At 74.2% G+C, this 18,388-nt stretch carries 16 protein-coding genes; 8 read left to right on the top strand and 8 right to left on the bottom strand.

The window, feature by feature from the left end; genetic code table 11:
• Positions 1-42: 42 nt before the first annotated feature.
• Positions 43-870, top strand: coding sequence for a hypothetical protein (locus ACWDRR_RS05230; RefSeq protein ID WP_449770823.1), 828 nt, complete (start codon positions 43-45; stop codon positions 868-870).
• A 71-nt stretch (positions 871-941) separates the two neighbouring features.
• On the opposite strand, the gene ACWDRR_RS05235 is transcribed toward ACWDRR_RS05230, so the two are convergent.
• The gene (locus ACWDRR_RS05235) at positions 942-3,434 is read right to left on the bottom strand and encodes a DEAD/DEAH box helicase (protein WP_449771036.1); all 2,493 of its coding nucleotides are present in this window, start codon (positions 3,432-3,434) and stop codon (positions 942-944) included.
• Between the two features lie 425 nt (positions 3,435-3,859).
• Here ACWDRR_RS05235 and ACWDRR_RS05240 point away from each other — a divergent pair, with 425 nt between their 5' ends.
• On the top strand, positions 3,860-5,074 hold the full coding sequence (locus ACWDRR_RS05240) for an 8-amino-7-oxononanoate synthase (RefSeq protein WP_449770824.1): 1,215 nt from the start codon (positions 3,860-3,862) through the stop codon (positions 5,072-5,074).
• A 90-nt stretch (positions 5,075-5,164) separates the two neighbouring features.
• Complete coding sequence (locus ACWDRR_RS05245; protein ID WP_449770825.1) at positions 5,165-5,671, top strand: hypothetical protein; 507 nt, start codon at positions 5,165-5,167, stop codon at positions 5,669-5,671.
• Between the two features lie 57 nt (positions 5,672-5,728).
• Here the strand turns inward: ACWDRR_RS05245 and ACWDRR_RS05250 are convergent, their stop codons facing one another.
• The 3 genes from ACWDRR_RS05250 to ligD all read right to left on the bottom strand — a co-directional run bounded on the left by ACWDRR_RS05250 (position 5,729) and on the right by ligD (position 8,488).
• Positions 5,729-6,685, bottom strand: a complete 957-nt coding sequence (locus ACWDRR_RS05250) for an aminoglycoside phosphotransferase family protein (RefSeq protein ID WP_449770826.1) — start codon at positions 6,683-6,685, stop codon at positions 5,729-5,731.
• Positions 6,682-7,332 (bottom strand): GNAT family N-acetyltransferase, encoded by a 651-nt coding sequence (locus ACWDRR_RS05255; protein WP_449770827.1) that lies wholly within the window; start codon positions 7,330-7,332, stop codon positions 6,682-6,684. The genes ACWDRR_RS05250 and ACWDRR_RS05255 overlap by 4 nt, the downstream gene beginning before the upstream one ends.
• A 148-nt stretch (positions 7,333-7,480) precedes the next feature.
• The gene (gene ligD / locus ACWDRR_RS05260; RefSeq protein WP_449770828.1) at positions 7,481-8,488 is read right to left on the bottom strand and encodes a non-homologous end-joining DNA ligase; all 1,008 of its coding nucleotides are present in this window, start codon (positions 8,486-8,488) and stop codon (positions 7,481-7,483) included.
• 66 nt (positions 8,489-8,554) lie between these two features.
• On the opposite strand from ligD, the gene ACWDRR_RS05265 reads away from it, so the two are divergent.
• Positions 8,555-9,616 (top strand): ATP-dependent DNA ligase, encoded by a 1,062-nt coding sequence (locus ACWDRR_RS05265; protein WP_449770829.1) that lies wholly within the window; start codon positions 8,555-8,557, stop codon positions 9,614-9,616.
• A gap of 64 nt (positions 9,617-9,680) precedes the next feature.
• Here ACWDRR_RS05265 and ACWDRR_RS05270 read toward each other — a convergent pair whose 3' ends face one another.
• Positions 9,681-11,060, bottom strand: coding sequence for a serine hydrolase domain-containing protein (locus ACWDRR_RS05270; RefSeq protein ID WP_449770830.1), 1,380 nt, complete (start codon positions 11,058-11,060; stop codon positions 9,681-9,683).
• Positions 11,061-11,242: 182 nt separating this feature from the next.
• Between ACWDRR_RS05270 and ACWDRR_RS05275 the strand changes: the two genes are divergently transcribed.
• The 4 genes from ACWDRR_RS05275 to ACWDRR_RS05290 all read left to right on the top strand — a co-directional run bounded on the left by ACWDRR_RS05275 (position 11,243) and on the right by ACWDRR_RS05290 (position 15,281).
• Positions 11,243-11,542 (top strand): hypothetical protein, encoded by a 300-nt coding sequence (locus ACWDRR_RS05275; protein ID WP_449770831.1) that lies wholly within the window; start codon positions 11,243-11,245, stop codon positions 11,540-11,542.
• A 161-nt stretch (positions 11,543-11,703) separates the two neighbouring features.
• The gene (tdh, locus tag ACWDRR_RS05280) at positions 11,704-12,732 is read left to right on the top strand and encodes an L-threonine 3-dehydrogenase (protein ID WP_449770832.1); all 1,029 of its coding nucleotides are present in this window, start codon (positions 11,704-11,706) and stop codon (positions 12,730-12,732) included.
• A gap of 29 nt (positions 12,733-12,761) precedes the next feature.
• Positions 12,762-13,955, top strand: a complete 1,194-nt coding sequence (locus ACWDRR_RS05285; RefSeq protein ID WP_380570994.1) for a glycine C-acetyltransferase — start codon at positions 12,762-12,764, stop codon at positions 13,953-13,955.
• 414 nt (positions 13,956-14,369) lie between these two features.
• A complete protein-coding gene (locus tag ACWDRR_RS05290) occupies positions 14,370-15,281 on the top strand; it encodes a LysR family transcriptional regulator (RefSeq protein ID WP_449770833.1) in 912 nt (303 codons plus the stop codon).
• A 157-nt stretch (positions 15,282-15,438) separates the two neighbouring features.
• On the opposite strand, the gene ACWDRR_RS05295 is transcribed toward ACWDRR_RS05290, so the two are convergent.
• The 3 genes from ACWDRR_RS05295 to ACWDRR_RS05305 all read right to left on the bottom strand — a co-directional run bounded on the left by ACWDRR_RS05295 (position 15,439) and on the right by ACWDRR_RS05305 (position 18,106).
• A complete protein-coding gene (locus tag ACWDRR_RS05295) occupies positions 15,439-15,834 on the bottom strand; it encodes a CBS domain-containing protein (RefSeq protein WP_449770834.1) in 396 nt (131 codons plus the stop codon).
• An 87-nt stretch (positions 15,835-15,921) separates the two neighbouring features.
• Complete coding sequence (locus tag ACWDRR_RS05300; RefSeq protein WP_449770835.1) at positions 15,922-17,535, bottom strand: DEAD/DEAH box helicase; 1,614 nt, start codon at positions 17,533-17,535, stop codon at positions 15,922-15,924.
• A gap of 367 nt (positions 17,536-17,902) precedes the next feature.
• Positions 17,903-18,106 (bottom strand): cold-shock protein, encoded by a 204-nt coding sequence (locus ACWDRR_RS05305; RefSeq protein WP_030918248.1) that lies wholly within the window; start codon positions 18,104-18,106, stop codon positions 17,903-17,905.
• Positions 18,107-18,388 lie beyond the last annotated feature (282 nt).

Consider the following 18,388-nt stretch of genomic DNA (forward strand, 5'->3'; position numbering starts at 1 on the left):
CCCGTGATCTCCACCACCCGCGCACTGCTTAGAATTTGCGCCATGACCACGCAGGGGGAGCGCACCCCGTCATCGGGTGACCAGGAACAGCACGCCGCCGGCCGGCCGGCCGGGGCCTATCGGCAGCCGGCCGGGAGGATCGGCGCCCGCCGGGTCGTGGGCTGGATCGTGGTGGTCGGCGTGGTGGCCGCCGGCGGCTGGATCATCACCCGCCCGACGCCCGGCGACTGGATACCCGGGCTCGGCCCGGCCAGCAAGGACGCGTCCAGCGGCCCGCCCGTGGTCGGCAGCCCGCCGCCGCGCGCCGCGGCCGACCCCGAGGGCCTCAACGTCGACACCCTCTTCCCCGCGCAGCGGCTGATCGAGGTCGGCGGCTACAAGGGCAGGCGCTCCGGCGTCCGGCAGGGCGAGAACTGCTCCGAGACCCTCCAGGACCGCACCCAGGACCTGCTGCGCGACAGCGGCTGCCAGTCCTACCTCTCCGTCAGCTTCGCCGGCCAGGAGAAGCCGGTGCTCAGCAGCGTCACCCTGCTGCGGTTCGCCGACCAGGCCGCCGCCGCGAAGGCCGCCGAGGCCCTGCGGGCCAAGCCGGGCGCGCTCGCCTTCATCCTCCAGGACGCCTCCACCGCCCCCGCCCAGCCCGCCGGCACCGCCAGGCCGGGCTCGGAGCAGCGCGTCGAGGAGGTCGGCCACTACGTGACGGTCACCAGCTCGCGGCCCGTCGAGCAGCACAGCACCCCGCCCGCCGCGCCGCCCGCCTCCACCCCGGCCGGGACCCCGACCACCGCGGCGCCCGGGTCCGAGCAGGTGCTCGACGAGGCCACCCGGGCGATCTCCTACTCGGCCGGCGCGCCCTTCGTCTGGATGTGACGCGGCGGCGGGGCCCACCCGCAAGGGGCCCCGCCGCCGGGGACGCTCAGCCGCTCGGGCCGTCCGGTCGCTCAGCCGTCCAGCCGGTCCACCGAGGTGACCCGCAGGACCGCCCGGCCCTCCTCGTCGGAGCCGTACAGGTCGACCTCGGCGCTGATGCCCCAGTCGTGGTCGCCGGCCGGGTCGTCGAAGATCTGCCGGACCTTCCACGAGGAGTCCTCCTCCTCGATCAGCAGCATCTTCGGGCCGCGCGCGTCCGGACCGGTCCCGAGGTCGTCGTGCTCCTCCCAGTACCCGTCCATCGCGTCCGCCCAGCGGTCCGCGTTCCAGCCGTACTCGCCGTCCAGCTCGCCGAGGGCGTCGTAGTGCTCCAGTGCGGCCAGCTCGACCCGGCGGAACAGCTCGTTGCGCACCAGCACCCGGAACGCCCGCGCGTTGGCCGTCACCGGCGCCGGCCTGTCGTCCACGACGACCTCGGGGGCCTGCGGGTCGGTCGGGTTGGCCAGCTGCTCCCACTCGTCCAGCAGGCTGGAGTCGACCTGGCGGACCAGCTCGCCGAGCCAGGCGATGACGTCCTTGAGGTCGTCGGTCTTGATGTCGTCGGGGACGGTCTGCTCCAGCGCCTTGAAGGCGCCGGCCAGGTAGCGCAGCACGATGCCCTCGGTGCGCGCCAGGTCGTAGTGCCCGACGTAGTCGGTGAAGGTCATCGCCCGCTCGTACAGGTCGCGGACCACGGACTTCGGCCGCAGCTCGTGGTCGCCGATCCACGGGTGCGCCCGCCGGTACACCTCGTAGGCGTGGGTGAGCAGCTCCTCCAGCGGCTTCGGGTAGGTGATCTCCTGGAGCCGCTCCATCCGCTCCTCGTACTCGATGCCGTCGCGCTTCATCTCGCCGATGGCCTCGCCGCGCGCCTTGTTCTGCTGCGAGGCGAGGATCTGGCGCGGGTCGTCGAGGGTGGCCTCGACCACCGAGATGACGTCCATCGCGTACGAGGGCGAGGCCGGGTCGAGCAGTTCGAAGGCGGCCAGCGCGAAGGTGGAGAGCGGCTGGTTGAGCGCGAAGTTCTCCTGCAGGTCCAGGGTGAGCCGGACGATCCGGCCCTCCGAGTCCGGCTCCGGCAGCCGCTCGACCACGCCGCCCTCCAGCAGCGAGCGGTAGATGGCGATCGTGGTGCGGATGTGCCGGCGCTGCGCGCCGCGCTCCTCGTGGTTGTCGGTGAGCAGCTTGCGCATCGCCTCGAAGGCGTTGCCCGGCCGGCCGATCACCGACAGCAGCATCGCGTGGCTCACCTTGAAGCGGGAGACCAGCGGCTCGGGGTCGGCGGCGATCAGCCGCTCGAAGGTCTCCTCGGACCAGCCGACGAAGCCCTCCGGCGCCTTCTTGCGGACGATCTTGCGCTTCTTCTTCGGGTCGTCGCCCGCCTTGGCGACGGCCTTGTCGTTCTCGATCACGTGCTCGGGCGCCTGCGCGACGACCTGCCCGACGGTGTCGAACCCGGCCCGCCCGGCCCGGCCGGCGATCTGGTGGAACTCCCGGGCGCGCAGCACCCGCACCCGCACGCCGTCGTACTTGGACAGCGCGGTGAACAGCACCGTGCGGATCGGCACATTGACGCCCACGCCGAGCGTGTCGGTGCCGCAGATCACCTTCAACAGCCCCGCCTGGGCGAGGCGCTCGACCAGCCGGCGGTACTTGGGCAGCATGCCCGCGTGGTGCACGCCGATCCCGTGCCGCACGAAGCGGGACAGGTTGCGGCCGAACTTGGTGGTGAAGCGGAAGTTGCCGATGAGGTCGGCGATGGCGTCCTTCTCCGCCTTGGAGCACATGTTGATGCTCATCAGCGACTGCGCCCGCTCGACCGCCTCCTTCTGGGTGAAGTGCACGACGTAGACCGGGGCCTGACCGGTCTTCAGCAGTTCTTCCAGGGTGTCGTGCATGGTGGTGCGGCGGTACTCGTAGAAGAGCGGGACGGGCCGGGTCGCCGAGCGGACCACGGTGGTCGGCCGGCCGGTGCGGCGGGTCAGGTCCTCCTCGAAGCGGCGCACGTCGCCGAGCGTCGCGGACATCAGCAGGAACTGCACCTGCGGGAGTTCGAGGATCGGGATCTGCCAGGCCCAGCCGCGGTCCGGCTCCGCGTAGAAGTGGAACTCGTCCATCACGACCTGGCCGACGTCGGCCCGGGCGCCGTCCCGCAGCGCGATCTGCGCCAGCACCTCGGCGGTGCAGCAGATGATCGGCGCGGTCGGGTTGACGCTCGCGTCGCCGGTCATCATGCCGACCTGCTCGGTGCCGAACATCTTGCAGAGGTCGAAGAACTTCTCCGAGACCAGGGCCTTGATCGGCGCGGTGTAGAAGGTCCGCTTGCCCTCCGCGAGCGCCGCGAAGTGCGCGCCGGCCGCCACCAGGCTCTTGCCCGACCCGGTCGGCGTCGCGAGGATGACGTTGTTCCCCGACACCAGCTCGATCAGGGCCTCCTCCTGCGCCGGGTACAGCGTGATCCCGCGCTCCTCCGCCCAGGCGGCGAACGTCTCGTACAGCGCGTCGGGGGTGGCGGGCTTCGGCATCAGATCAAGGAGGGTCACCCGGCTATCTTGCCTGCTCGCGTCCACCCCGGGCAAAGCCCGGGGTGCTCCCGGCACGGGAACGCCGCCGGCGCCCGGGGCGGGCGTCACCGGTGTGCGGTGGCAGCCCGCCCGCCACGTCGCCGCCGCGCCCGTCCGCGCCCCGGCGCCGGGGGGTGCCTGAGGGCGGCGGCCCCGAAGGCGTCCACCGCGTCCGGGTCCGGGTGCGGCGAGGGAACGGAACCGATCGGACGGAATGGCAGGATGCCCGGGGAAGGCCGGGGATTCTCTGCGAAATACCGGCCGGCGAAGTGAATCGAGCGCTTTTCCGCCGGCGAATTCCGGGTCGATGCGACACGAATGGCGGCCCGAACATGTGCCGATCCGCACATTGCCCGGCCCGCGCCCGCCGTGCCAGAGTGCCGGACATGGCCCACCGCACCGCGTCCGAAGCACCCGTCCTCACCTCGGCGGCCGCCGTTCCCGACCCCGCCGCCGTCTTCGACTGGCTCGACGAGACGGCCGAGCTGCGCGCCCGGGCGGGCCTCACCCGGACGCTGCGCAGCCGCCCGGCCGAGGACGAGGTGCTCGACCTCGCGGGCAACGACTACCTCGGGCTGACCCGCCACCCGGTCGTCACCCGGGCCGCCGCCGATGCCGCGCTGCGCTGGGGCGGCGGCGCCACCGGCTCCCGGCTGGTCACCGGAACCACCGCCCTGCACACCGAACTGGAGGGCGAGCTGGCCGAGTTCTGCGGGGTGGAGGCCGCCCTGGTGTTCTCCTCCGGCTACACCGCCAACCTGGCCGCGCTGACCGCGCTCACCGATCCGGACACCCTGATCGTCTCCGACGCCTACAACCACGCCTCGCTGATCGACGGCTGCCGGCTCGCCCGCGGCGATGTCCACCGCGCCCCGCACAGTGACCCGGCCGCCGTCCGCGCCGCGCTCGCCGACCGCACCCACCGCCGGGCACTGGTGGTCACCGACTCGGTCTTCTCCGTCGACGGCAACGCCGCCCCGCTGCCCGCCCTCTCCGCCGCCGCCCGCGCCCACGGCGCCGCACTGCTGGTGGACGACGCGCACGGGCTGGGCGTCCTCGGCCCCGGCGGTGCCGGCGCGCTGGCCGCCGCGCGGCTCGCCGGTGAGCCGGACACCGTCGCCACCGTCACCCTGTCCAAGTCGCTCGGCTCGCAGGGCGGTGCGGTGCTCGGGCCGCGCCGGGTCATCCGCCACCTCACCGAGACGGCGCGCACCTTCATCTTCGACACCGGCCTGGCCCCGGCCGCCGCCGGTGCCGCCCTCGGCGCGCTGCGCCTGCTGCGGGCCGAGCCGCACCGCGCCGAGCGGGCCCGCGAGGTCGCCCGTGGCCTGGCGGCCCGGCTCACCGCCGCCGGGCTGCACGCCTCCACCCCGGACGCGGCGGTCGTCTCGGTCCGGGCCCCCGGCCCGGAGGCCGCCGTCGCCTGGGCCGCCGACTGCCGCCGCGCCGGTCTCGCCGTCGGCTGCTTCCGCCCGCCCTCCGTCCCGGACGGCGTCTCCCGGCTGCGCCTCACCGCCCGCGGCGACCTGACCGACGATCAGATCGCCGACGCGGTAAGGATCATCGCCTCCCTCGCCCCGGAGGGCGCGCACACCGACTGAGCGCAACCGGGCGCCGCTCGGTCCGCGTCCCCCGGGAGGGGCGGTGCGGGCCGACCGGGCGGTGCGGCGATGGGACGTGGGATGCGGCGGGTGCGACGGTTCCTCGGCAGGGCGCTCGTGGTGTCGGTGGCGGTGGCCCTGGGCGGACTCGGCCTGTGGGGGGTGAGCAGCACCGCTCCGCACGTCGCCCAGGCCGCCGGGTGGTCCGGCGTGCCCGGTCGCTACGTCCGCGGGGTCTGCGCGCCCTCGCAGGAGGGCCCGCGCGACGTCTGTCCGGGGCGCTTCACCCCCGAGCACGGCGAACCCGTCTACTCCTCCGTGCTCCAGGAGGACGTGAGGGGCTCGGTGGTCCCGCCCGTCCGGTGTGCGGACGGCGTCTGCCACACGACCGGGGTGAAGGCGGTGGCGTACTGGCTGGCGATGGCCCTGGCCGCACTGGCCGCGCTGCCGGCGGCGGGCTTCCTGATCGTCGTCGGCCTCAGTGGTGCGAACACCTGGGAGCGGCTGTTCGTGGGGCTGCCCGTCGCCACCGGCGTCATGCTCGGGGTGGCCTTCCTCTGCTTCGTCCTCTCCGGCGAGGCCGCCGACCGTCCCTGACGCACGCCCGCCGCACAGGACGTCGGACCGGCCGACTTCCTGTGCGGCGGGTGTGCGTCAGAGCCCCGCCAGCTCCAGCAGGAACGCCGTCTCCGCGTCCTGCCGCCCCGCCGCCGCGCGCGGGGCCGCGACGACCACGGCGAGCGTGCGGCACCAGGCCAGGACCCGTACCGGATCGGCGCCCGGGACGAGTGCGCTCAGGCCGGCGATCCGCCGTTCCAGTGCGGGGCGGTCGGTCACGCCGTCGAGCACCCAGTCCACCAGGTCGAAGTCCGGATCCCCGAGGGTGGGGCGCGGGTCGATCGCCACCGGTCCGGCCGGGCCGTCCAGGACGTTGGCCGGGTGCAGGTCCCCGTGGACCAGGGCGAGCGGTCCGCCCGAGGCCAGCTCCCGGGCGGCGGCCCGTGCCCCGGGCGGCACCGCGCCGGGGGCCCGCCGCTCGGTGAGGTCGAAGAGGAACTCCACCCGGTCACCGAGCGGCCCCAGGGCGAGCCCGTCCACCGGCACCGACCGCAGGGCGCCGAGCAGCGGCGCCACCTCCGCCGGGTGCCAGGCCCGCCGGCGCAGCGTCACCCCCGGCGCCACGTCCGCCAGCAGCAGCGCGTTCGCCGCCGCGTCCGTCTCCAGGAGCCGGACCACGCAGGGCAGCCCCGCCCAGGCCCGCAGCGCCGTCGCCTCCTGCGCGGCCACCTCGGGATCGGGCGTCAGCTTCAGCCAGACGGTGGCGCCGTCGCCGCGCTCGCAGCGGAACACCCGCGACGTCCCGCCGCCGCCGGCCGCGCGGACCGTCAGGCCCCAGCGTCGGGCCAGGTCGTCCACCAGCGCCGGCAGTGCCGTGCACCAGGCCTCGACCGCCGGGCCGAAGCGGACCGTCAGCCGTTCCCGCACCCGGGCCGGCACCGCCACCAGGTCGCCCGGGGCCGCAAGGTCAGCCGGGGTCACCAGGTCGCCCGGGGCCACCACGTCACCCGCGGCCGCCCCGGGACCGCCCGTCCCGTCGGCATTCCCGGTCACGGCTGCCCCAGCACCAGCAGCGTCTCCGCGCCGACCGGGCGGAAGCCGGCCGCCTGAAAGGCCCGCACGCTGGTGGCGTTGCCCGGCGCCTGCTGCGACCAGATCCACTCGCCCTCGGGCAGCAGATGCCGGGCGCTCGCCGCGAGTGCGCGCCCCAGGCCCCGGCCGCGCGCCTGCGGATCCACCTCGATCGCGCATTCCCACCGCCCGGCCACCCCGCGCCCGAGCACCAGGACCCCGCCGTCGACCGTGAACACCCGGACGTCCTCGCGGTAGCGCAGCGCGCGCACCACCCGGGGGTGCGCCCGGTCCCGGACCTCCACCAGGGGCAGCGGCGGGCCGCCGGGCAGCCGGTCGGCCACGGTCAGCAGGTCGATGTTGTTGACCACCCGGCCGGTCCGCCCGGCGAACGCGGTCAGGAAGGGCGGGCAGAGCGGCGCGGCGAGCGGGTCGCCCGGTACGGCGGCCAGCACGGCGTGCACCCAGGCCGGGTCCTCGTCGGTGAAGACCACGGCGTGCGCGGAGAACGACAGCACCCCGGCCTCGCGTGCCGAGGGCTGCGGCACCACCGTCACCGACCCGTCCGAGGGCGGGAACAGCCCGCCCGCCGCGTCGGCCAGGATCTCCCGCAGTTCGCGCTCGCCCACCCCGCACCCCTCCACCCGTGAAGCCTGCCGCTCGAAGGGCGCCAGCCTAAGTGATCACCAACGAGGCGGCCGCCCCGGCCTCCCGCCCCGCGCCGTCAGGCCCTCCCGCGCCGCCCCGGCCTCCCACCCCGCCCGGCCTCCCGCCCCGTCAGGTCTTCCGCGCCCGGCTCGGCTGCACCCGGCTCGGCTCACCGGGGGCCTTCGGGTGGTCCGGCGGGTACGGCAGCTCGCCCAGTCCCTCGTCCCGCAGCTGCCGCTCGTACAGCTCCAGCAGCCCGTCCAGCCGGTACGCCTGCTCGTCCATCTCCGCCTGCAGATCGCCGAGTTCGGCGAACCGCGGCGGCACCGTCCGCAGGTCGAAGTCCTCCGGCGCGGCGTCGTCCAGCTCCTCCCAGCGCAGCGGCGTGGAGGCGGTCGCCCGGGGGCGGGCGCGCAGCGAGTAGGCGGAGGCGATGGTCCGGTCCCGGGCCATCTGGTTGTAGTCGACGAAGATCCGCTCGCCGCGCTCCTCCTTCCACCACGCCGTGGTCACCCGGCCCGGCATCCGCTGCTCCAGCACCCGGCCGAGCGCGATCACCGCGTGCCGGCCGTCGGTGAACGTCCACTGCGGCTCCAGCGGCACGTACACGTGCACCCCGCGCCCGCCGGAGGTCTTCGGCCAGCCGCGCAGCCCGTGCTCCTCCAGCACCGCGCGGAGCTCGTGCGCGGCCAGCGCGGCGTCGTGGAAGTCGGTGCCCGGCTGCGGGTCGAGGTCGATCCGCAGTTCGTCGATGTGGTCGGTGTCCGAGCGGCGCACCGGCCAGGGGTGGAAGGTCAGGCAGCCCAGGTTGGCCGCCCAGAGCACGGCGGCCGGTTCGGTGGGGCAGATCTCGTCGGCGGACCGCCCGCTCGGGAAGCTGATCCGTGCCGTCGGCAGCCACTCCGGCAGGCCCTTCGGCGCCCGCTTCTGGTAGAAGAACTCACCGGTGACCCCGTCCGGGAACCGCTGCAGCGTGGTCGGCCGGTCCCGCAGCCCGCGCAGCACCCCGTCCGCGACGGCCAGGTAGTACTGCGCGACGTCCAGCTTGGTGAAGCCGCGCTCGGGGTAGTACACCTTGTCCGGATTCGACAGCCGGACGCTGCGCCCGGCGACATCCAGTTCCACGGCTGAGCCCATGCCTCTCACGCTAGACGCGCTCCGCCCGGCGCGCGCCCCGGAACGGTTGGCGCGAGGATCGGACGCATGGACCTGCCCGTGATGCCGCCGGTGGCGCCGATGCTCGCCAAGTCGGTGGCCAAGATCCCGCCGGGAATGCAGTACGAGGCGAAGTGGGACGGCTTTCGCACCATCGTCTTTCGCGACGGTGACGAGGTCGAGCTCGGCAGCCGCACCGGCAAGCCGCTGACCAGGTACTTCCCCGAACTGGTGGAGGCGCTGAAGCGGGAGGTGCCGCCGCGCTGCGTGCTGGACGGCGAGGTGGTGATCGCCCGGGACGGCCGGCTGCGGTTCGAGGAGCTGCTGGAGCGGATCCACCCGGCGGCCAGTCGGGTGCGGCTGCTGGCCGAGCGCACCCCCGCCTCCTTCGTCGCCTTCGACCTGCTCGCGCTCGGCGGCGCCCCGCTGCTCGACGAGCCGCTCTCGGTACGGCGCGCGGCCCTGGAGACTGCGCTCGCCGACGCCGCGGACCCGGTCTTCACCGCCCCCGCCTCCACCGACCGCGAGCTGGCGCAGAGCTGGTTCGCCGAGTTCGAGGGGGCCGGACTGGACGGCGTGGTGGCCAAGCCGCTGGACCAGCCCTACCGGCCGGGGGAGCGGACCATGTTCAAGATCAAGCACGAGCGCACCGCCGACTGCGTGGTGGCCGGCTACCGCGAGCACAAGAGCGGACCGGTGGTCGGCTCGCTGCTGCTCGGCATCAACGACGCCGAGGGGCGGCTCCAGCACGTCGGGGTCTGCGCCGCCTTCTCGACGGCCCGGCGGCGTGAACTCGTCGAGGAACTCGCGCCGTTGCGGATGGACGACGTCTCCGCCCACCCGTGGGGCGGCTGGGCGGACGAGGCCGCCCACGCCGACGCCCGGCTGCCCGGCGCGGTCAGCCGCTGGACCGGCGGCAAGGACCTCTCCTGGGTGGCGCTGCGCCCAGAACGGGTGGTCGAGGTGGCGTACGACCACATGGAGGGCACCCGGTTCCGGCACACCGCCCAGTTCCGCCGGTGGCGCCCGGACCGCACCCCGGAGAGCTGCACCTACGCGCAGCTGGAGGAGCCCGTCTCCTACGACCTGGCCCGGGTGCTGGGCATCTGATCGGCCGTCAGGTCCACTGCCCGGGGCGCTGGTCGGGCTCCGGGCAGTGAACCATGACGTATCGTCAGGCCGTCGATGCGGTCGGCGAGGAGCTCCCCGCCGCGGGCGGGAACGAGTAGACGTTGCCCGGCGAGACGATCTCGGTGATCGCCTTGGCGAAGAGCGTCGACGGCTCCTCGCCCTGGGACGAGATGTCGGTGTTCAGCAGCACCACCAGGGTGGCCTGCGCCGACGGCAGGTAGACCACCGCGCTCTGGTAGCCCGGCAGCGAGCCGTTGTGCCCGACCCAGCCGTGGTTGATGAAGAGCCCGAGCCCGTAGCCGACGCCCGGCAGCGGTGTGGGCGGCGTCGCCAGCCGTTCGGCCTGGGTGGCCGGCTTCAGCAGTGTGCCGGTGGCCAGCACCTTCGCCCACTTCTGCATGTCGGCCAGGTCGGAGATGGCCGCACCCGCCGCCCAGGCCCAGGACGGGTTCCAGTCGGTGGCGTCCGCGACCGTGCCGTCCGGCGTCTGATCGGTGTAGCCGCGCGCGTGCGGCTGGGGGAACGAGGCGTCGGTCGGGAAGACCGTCCGGCCCAGCCCGGCCGGGTCGAACACCTGCTGCTTCAGGAAGACGTCGAGCGGCTGCCCGCCGACCTTCTCCAGTACCAGGCCGATCAGCACGGTGTTGGTGTTGCTGTACTCGAACTCGGTGCCCGGCGCGAAGTCCGCCGGGTGCTTGAAGGCGTACGACAGCAGTTGCTGCGGGGTGAAGACGCGGTTCGGGTCGTTGATCACGGCCTGCTGGAAATCCGGGTCCGCGCTGTAGTTGAAGAGGCCGCTGCGCATGTCGGCGAGCTGGCGCAGGGTGACCACGTCCCCGCCGGGGACGCCCGCGATGTACGTGCCGACCGGGTCGTCCAGCCCGACTTTGCCCTGGTCGACCAGCCGCAGCAGCCCGGTGACGGTCAAGGTCTTGGTCTCGCTGCCGATCCGCATGTTCAGCCCGGTGACCATCGGCGTGCCGGCGACCTTGTCGGAGACGCCGAAGGCCTTGAGGTAGCTGCCGTCGGGCGTGGTCAGACCGACCATCACCCCGGGAACGGACGCCTCGCTCAGCACCCGCTGCACCGCCGCGTCCAGCCGGGCGGTCACGTCCGGGGTGAGCGGGACCACGGTGCCGCCGGCGGAGGCGGAGGAGCCGGACGCGCCGGCGCTCGGTGAACCGGACCCGCTCGCCGACCCGCTCGGTGAACCGGACGAGGAGCCGGCCGAGGAGCCGGAGGCGGACGCCGAGGGGCTGAGGGCGGCGGGCACCGCCGTCACCGCGCCGGCGGCCGGCGGGTCGGACGCCGTCCCGCCGGAGCACCCGGCGGCGGCCAGCAGACCGCTCAGGGCCAGTACCGCGGTGGCCGCCCGCACGGAGCGGCGGGGGAGCGGGGCGAGCGGCCGTCGTGTCTTCGTCATGGTCGGGGCGCCTCTCTGGGCCGAACGGCCCCGGAGCGGCGCTCCACGAGGCCACGGGGGGAGCGATCGCCACGGTATGCGCGCCACGACCGGCCCGCGCGCGGGCCGTCGCCCACTGGCCCGAACGGCCGCACCCGGGCACCGCCCCTCCCCGTACAGGGGCACCCGCCATCCCGGCCCGGGTGGAGAAGCGCACCCACCGCGCCGTCGTCGTCAACACCGGCGGTGCCCGCCGCGTGCCGCTCGGCTCGATCCGCGGCGCCGTCCTCCGGTGCCTGCCGCTGACCGCGCCCGGCCTCGACACCCCTGCCGCAGCGGCCCGCAGCGGGCGATCGGCAGCCGGGAAGGCCGACCCGACCGGCCTGATCCCCCGGCAGACCACCGCCCCCGCCGCCCCGGGCGCGCCCCGGGCGCTCCGCCGAACGGGTGGCCACCGGCACGCCGTGAAGGCCGCCGGGCCCGGCTCGGGCACGATCGTTTAGCCCAGCTGTGGCGCCCCTTAAGAATTCCTCGATGGACCGCACCCCCTCCCACCAGGCAGATTGCTCCATGCCAGGTGCGAGGAGGCAGGAGCAGCCACCCCGCCGGGCCCCGTCGGCCTGCCCACACCAGGCCGCCCCACCATGCGTCAGGAGCCGCCGCAGTGAAGGCACTCGTCAAGCAGAAGGCCGAGCCCGGACTCTGGCTGATGGACGTCCCGAAGCCTGCCATCGGCCCCGGCGAGGTGCTGATCAAGGTGCTGCGCACCGGCATCTGCGGCACCGACCTGCACATCCGCAAGTGGGACGGCTGGGCCCAGCAGACCATCCGGACCCCGCTCGTCCTCGGCCACGAGTTCGTCGGCGAGGTGGCCGAGATCGGCGCCGCCGTGGCGGACATCTCGGTCGGCGACCTGGTCAGCGGCGAGGGCCACCTGGTCTGCGGCAAGTGCCGCAACTGTCTGGCCGGCCGCCGTCACCTCTGCCGCAACACCGTCGGCCTCGGCGTGGGGCGCGACGGCGCCTTCGCCGAGTACGTCGCCCTGCCCGCCTCCAACGTCTGGGTGCACCGGGTCCCGGTCGACCTCGACGTCGCGGCGATCTTCGACCCGTTCGGCAACGCCGTGCACACCGCGCTCTCCTTCCCGCTGGTCGGCGAGGACGTGCTGATCACCGGGGCCGGCCCGATCGGCATCATGGCCGCCGCCGTCGCCAAGCACGCCGGTGCCCGCAATGTGATGATCACCGACGTCTCGCCGTACCGCCTCGACCTGGCCCGCGAGGTCGGCGTGACGCTCGCGCTGAACGTGGCCGAGCACACCATCGAGGAGGGCCAGCAGAAGCTCGGCCTGCGCGAGGGCTTCGACGTCGGCCTGGAGATGTCCGGCCGCCCCGAGGCGATGCAGTCGATGATCGCCAACATGACCCACGGCGGCAAGATCGCCATGCTCGGCCTGCCCGCCGAGCAGTTCCCCGTCGACTGGGCCTCCGTGGTCACCTCGATGATCACCATCAAGGGCATCTACGGCCGCGAGATGTTCGAGACCTGGTACGCGATGTCCGTCCTGCTGGAGGGCGGGCTCGACCTCAGCCCCGTGATCACCGGGCGCTACGCCGCCGCCGACTTCGAGGCCGCCTTCGACGAGGCCGCGAGCGGCCGCTGCGGCAAGATCATCCTCGACTGGACCGTCTGAGACCGTCTGACCCCCTCTAGGGAGACACCGTGTTCGACAACGTGCGCGACGACCTTGCCGCCACCCTCGACGAGATCCGCGAGGCCGGCCTCTTCAAGCCCGAGCGGGTGATCGGCACCCCGCAGAGCGCCGCCGTCACCGTGACCGCCGGCGGGCGGCCCGGCGAGGTGCTGAACTTCTGCGCCAACAACTACCTCGGCCTCGCCGACCACCCCGAGGTGCTCACCGCCGCCAAGGACGCGCTGGACCGCTGGGGCTACGGCATGGCCTCGGTCCGCTTCATCTGCGGCACCCAGGACGTCCACAAGGAGCTGGAGGACCGGCTCTCCGGATTCCTCGGCCAGGAGGACACGATCCTCTACTCCTCCTGCTTCGACGCCAACGGCGGTGTCTTCGAGACCCTGCTCGACGAGCGCGACGCCGTCATCTCCGACGCCCTGAACCACGCGAGCATCATCGACGGCATCCGCCTGTGCAAGGCCCGCCGGCTGCGCTACGCCAACCGCGACCTGGCCGACCTCGAGCAGCAGCTCAAGGAGGCCCAGGGCGCCCGCCGCCGGCTGGTCGTCACCGACGGCGTCTTCTCGATGGACGGCTACGTCGCCCCGCTGCGCGAGATCTGCGACCTGGCCGAGCGCTACGACGCCATGGTCATGGTCGACGACTCGCACGCGGTCGGCTTCGTCGGTCCGAACGGGCGCGGCACCCCCGAGCTGCACGGGGTGATGGACCGCGTCGACATCATCACCGGCACCCTCGGCAAGGCCCTCGGCGGCGCCTCCGGCGGCTACGTCGCGGCCCGCCGCGAGATCGTCGCGCTGCTGCGCCAGCGCTCGCGGCCCTACCTGTTCTCCAACTCGCTCGCCCCGGTGATCGCCGCGGCCTCGCTGAAGGTGCTCGACCTGGTCGAGCGCTCGACCGAGCTGCGCGAGAAGCTGGCCGCCAACACCGCGCTGTTCCGGTCGAAGATGACCGAGGCGGGCTTCGAGATCCTGCCCGGCGACCACCCGATCGCCCCGGTGATGATCGGCGACGCGGCCAAGGCCGGCCGGCTCGCCGAGCTGCTGCTGGAGCGCGGCGTGTACGTGATCGGCTTCTCCTTCCCGGTGGTGCCGCACGGCGCGGCCCGGATCCGGGTGCAGCTGTCCGCCGCGCACTCCACCGAGGACGTCGAGCGCGCCGTCGCGGCCTTCGTCGACGCGCGCGCCGCGCTGGGGGAGTAGCCCCGCCGGGCGGTCCGCGCCCGGGCACCCGTTCCCGGACGCCCGTTCGGGGAGCCCGGTGCGCCCGGACCGTCCCCAGGACCGCCCGTGGCCCGTCCGCTCGGAACCGGACGCGCCACGGGCACCCGGAGCGCCGCGCGGCGGAGGCCGGACCGGCCCGCCTCCGCCGCACGGCACACCACCGCCGCACGCCACGGCACCGTCGCGCGGCGCGCCACCACAGACCAACTGCCCCACCCTCCCGCCCGGGAGTGGGACGTCGACCCGGCCGACGTCCCACTCCCGTCCGCGGTCGCGGTGGGCTCCGCCGTGTCCGGCCCGGGCGGCCTCCGCCGCCGACCCCTCCGTTCCTCCCGTCGCCTCCCGTCCCACGAGTGGCTCCGGCATCCCGCGACACGCTGGCAGAATTGGCGTGTGATCGACGCACGACGGCTGCGGACCCTGCGGGCCGTGGCGGACCACCGCACCGTGACCGCTGCGGCGGCCGCCCTCTACCTGACCCCCTCGGCGGTGTCCCAGCAGCTGGCCGCGCTGGAGCAGGAGACCGGCCACCACCTGCTCGCCCGCGAGGGCCGAGGGGTGCGGCTCACCGCCGCCGGCGAGATCCTGCTCGGGCACGCCGATGCCGTCCTCGCCCAGCTGGAGCGGGCCGAGGCCGATCTCGCCGCCTACAGCGCCGGTGTGGCCGGCGAGGTCACCGTCGCCTCCTTCGCGACCGGGATCTCGCTGGTGCTGGCGCCCGCCATCGGCACGCTGGCCGTCCGGGCGCCCGGCGTCCGCCTCAAGGTGCTGGACGCGGAGGGCGACGCGAGCCTGCCGATGGTCCTGGACGGGCGCGCCGATCTGGCGGTCGCCGTCGAGTACCGGGGCGCGCCGCGGGCGGACGACGCCCGGCTGACCCGGGTGCCGCTGTACGCCGAGCCGTTCGAGGCGGTGCTGCCGCTCGGCCACCCGCTGGCGGCGGGCGACGGGCCGATCGCCGTCGCCGACCTGGCCGACGAACCCTGGATCGGCCCCTACCCGGGGAACCCGTGCCACGACGTGGTGCTGCTGGCCTGCGAGTACGCCGGGTTCCAGCCGCGCCTGGTGCACTCCTCGGACGACTTCCGCGCCGTGGTCGCGCTCGCCTCGGCCGGCGCGGGGGTGGCCCTGGTGCCGCGCTCCGCGCTGCTCGGGGTGGAGCTCGGCCGGGTGGCGGTGCGGCCGGTGGACAGCGCCCTCGCCACCCGCCGGGTGTTCGCCGCCGTCCGGGCCGGCGCGGACGGCCACCCGCTGATCCGGCCGGTGCTGGAGGCCCTCACCGAGGTGGCCGCGACCACCGGCTGAGCGCGTCCGTCCCGGAGAACGTAACGTCCCGGAGCCCGGCCGCCCGGGGTCCGCCCGCCCGGTGCCCGGCCGCCCGGTGCCAGCCCCCTGCTCCCGGAAACGGCGAGGACCCGCCGCCCCGGCAGGCCGGGGCGGCGGGTCCTGGTCCGGACCGGGCTCAGAGGCTGAGCAGTCCGATGACGTGGCCGTCGTCGTCCACCACCGGCCACGCGTCCAGGCCGCGCGAGCGCATCGTGGCGGCCGCGGCGGCCGCCGGCATGCCGGCGGTGGCGAACGGTGCGCGGTCGTGCTTCACCGCACGCACCGGGGTGCGCTCGGTGTACCAGGACCGGGCCCGGAACGGCGCGAGGTGCATACGGGTCAGCAGTCCGGCGCAGCGGCCCTCGTCGTCGCGGACCAGGGCGTGCGGGGCGCCGGAGCTCAGCAGGATGTCGAGCGCCGTGTCGACCATGACGTCGTCGCTGATCTGCAGCTCGGGCCGGGTCATCACGTCCCCGACGGTGGTGGCGGAGTCGGCGGCGAAGTCGGCGGGGTGTTCGAGGGCCATGGTCATGGGGCTCCTTCGGGTCGGTCCCGCCGGTGACGGCGGCGATCAGGGAGGGTGCTCGACGGTGCTGCCGCTGTGGTGCCGGTCCGCGTGCTAGGCGGCCAGGTCGACGCGCCTGGACCCGCCGCGGCGGGAGCCGGTGCCGCCCTGCGAGGTGCCGCCCTGGGACGTCCGCCCCTGCGAGGTGCGGCCGGCGGAGGCGGGGCGGCTGCGGCGGTTGCGACTTGCGGAGGCGCTGCGACGGGGCCGCTCGACCACCGGGTCGGCGATCACGACGGGCACGCCGGTGGGCACGCGGGCGCCGGTGATGCGGGCGAGCTCGGGGTCGCTGGAGTGGACCCGGGTGGACTCCGGGGTGATGCCGGCGGTGGCCATCATGCGGGCCGTCTCGCGCCGCTGGTTGGGCAGGACGAGCGTGACGACGGTGCCGGACTCGCCCGCCCGGGCGGTGCGGCCGCCGCGGTGGAGGTAGTCCTTGTGGTCGGTCGGCGGGTCCAGGTTGACGACCAGGTCGAGGCCGTCGACGTGGATGCCCCGGGCCGCGACGTTGGTCGCGATCAAGGCGGTGACCTGGCCGTTTCGGAACTGCTGGAGGGTGCGGGTGCGCTGCGGCTGGGACTTCCCGCCGTGCAGCGCGGCCGCCTTCACCCCGCTGGCGAGCAGCTCGTCCACCAGCCGGTCGGCGCCGTGCTTGGTGTCGGTGAACATGATCACGCCGCCGTCGCGGGAGGCGATGTGGGCGATCGTGGCGCTCTTGTCGCGGTTCTCCACGTGCAGGACGTGGTGCTCCATGGTGCTGACCGCGGCGGCGGACGGGTCCACCGAGTGAGTGACCGGGTCCTTGAGGAACCGGCGCACCAAACGGTCGACGTTGCGGTCCAGGGTGGCGGAGAACAGCATGGTCTGGCTGTCGGCCTCGACCTGGTCGAGCAGTTCGATGACCTGGGGCAGGAAGCCCATGTCGGCCATCTGGTCGGCCTCGTCGAGCACGGTGATCCCGACGCTGTCCAGGCGGCAGGCGCCGCGCTGGATCAGGTCCTTGAGCCGGCCGGGGGTGGCCACGACGACCTCCGCGCCCCGGCCCAGGATCTGCGCCTGGCGGCCGATCGACACCCCGCCGACCACGGTCGCGAGCTTGAGTCGCACCGAGTGGGCGTAGGGGGTGAGCGCCTCGGTGACCTGCTGGGCGAGCTCACGGGTGGGCACCAGGACGAGGGCCAGCGGCCGGCCGGGCTCGGCCTGCCGGCCGGCGGTGCGGGCCAGCAGGGCGAGGCCGAACGCGATGGTCTTGCCGGAGCCGGTCCGGCCGCGCCCGAGGACGTCACGGCCGGCCAGCGAGTTCGGCAGCGTCGCGGCCTGGATGGGGAACGGCGAGGTGACGCCCTGGCGGGTGAGCGTCGAGAGCAGGGCCTTGGGCATGTCGAGCTCGTCGAAGGACTCGACGGCGGGCAGGGCCGGGGTGGTGCTGACCGGCATCGCGAACTCGCCCTGCACGGAGGAGCCCTGGCGCCGCCTCGGACCGCCGCCGGAGCGCGACGACCCGCCGGAGCGGGAGCCGTAGGAGCCGCCGCCGCCCGAGCGGGAGCCGTACGAGCCACCGCCGGCCGAGGAGCCGTAGGAGCTGCCCCCGCCCGAGCGGGAGCCGTAGGAGCCACCGCCGGAGCGGGAGTTGGCGTTCTGGTACGAGGAGCGACTGGAGCGGTTCATGCGGAGACCTTCCTCAAGGTGGCACGTCACGAGGAAGGCTCCGCGCCCACGGGTCATCCGGGCGGAGGCTGCAAGGAACGGGCCGGAACAGGGGCGAGCGGAGCGTGGACGGTGAAACCGTGCGGCACGTCACCTACGGTCGGCGCTCGCCGCGCGGGCGGGAGCGAAGAACCTCGAACCGTGAGTGGTCACGGTGGGGCGCCGACCCGGACGCGGCGCGGAGCAGCTCGCGTGGGGAAGGCCGCCGGTGGCGGAGCCGGGAGAGCCCGGGTGACCGGGCATCGGTGGTCCTGCAATGCCGAGGGGCCCGCACCGGGCGTGTACGCGGTGCGGGCCCCTCGCTGCCGGGCGGGTGCCGTGGCAGAAACTACAGCGGACGAATGTTCTCGGCCTGCGGGCCCTTCTGACCCTGCGTGACGTCGAACTCGACCTTCTGGCCCTCGAGCAGCTCACGGAAGCCGTTGGCGTTGATGTTCGAGTAGTGGGCGAAGACGTCGGGGCCGCCACCCTCCTGCTCGATGAAGCCGAAGCCCTTTTCCGCGTTGAACCACTTCACAGTGCCATTAGCCATAAAGAAATCTCCTTCAAGGGGCTGTCCGGAGCCCGCACCATGCGTGCTCCGAGATGCCGCGATGATGACCCACCCGGGGAAGAGCCGGGAAAACAGAAAATGTGCCTGCGAGACCTCAGCAGGCCCACACAAAGTTCATGGGAACCACTACTGCAACTTATTCGACTCTAGCAGGCCGGGGGTCGTCGTGGTGAGAATTTCACCCCCCGATGCCTCCGGAGGCCCTCCCGGGGCCGACCGGTGTGGCATCGGCCGCCTCCCCAACGCCACACCCGTCCGGTG

It is taken from the genome of Kitasatospora sp. NPDC003701 (assembly GCF_053587085.1).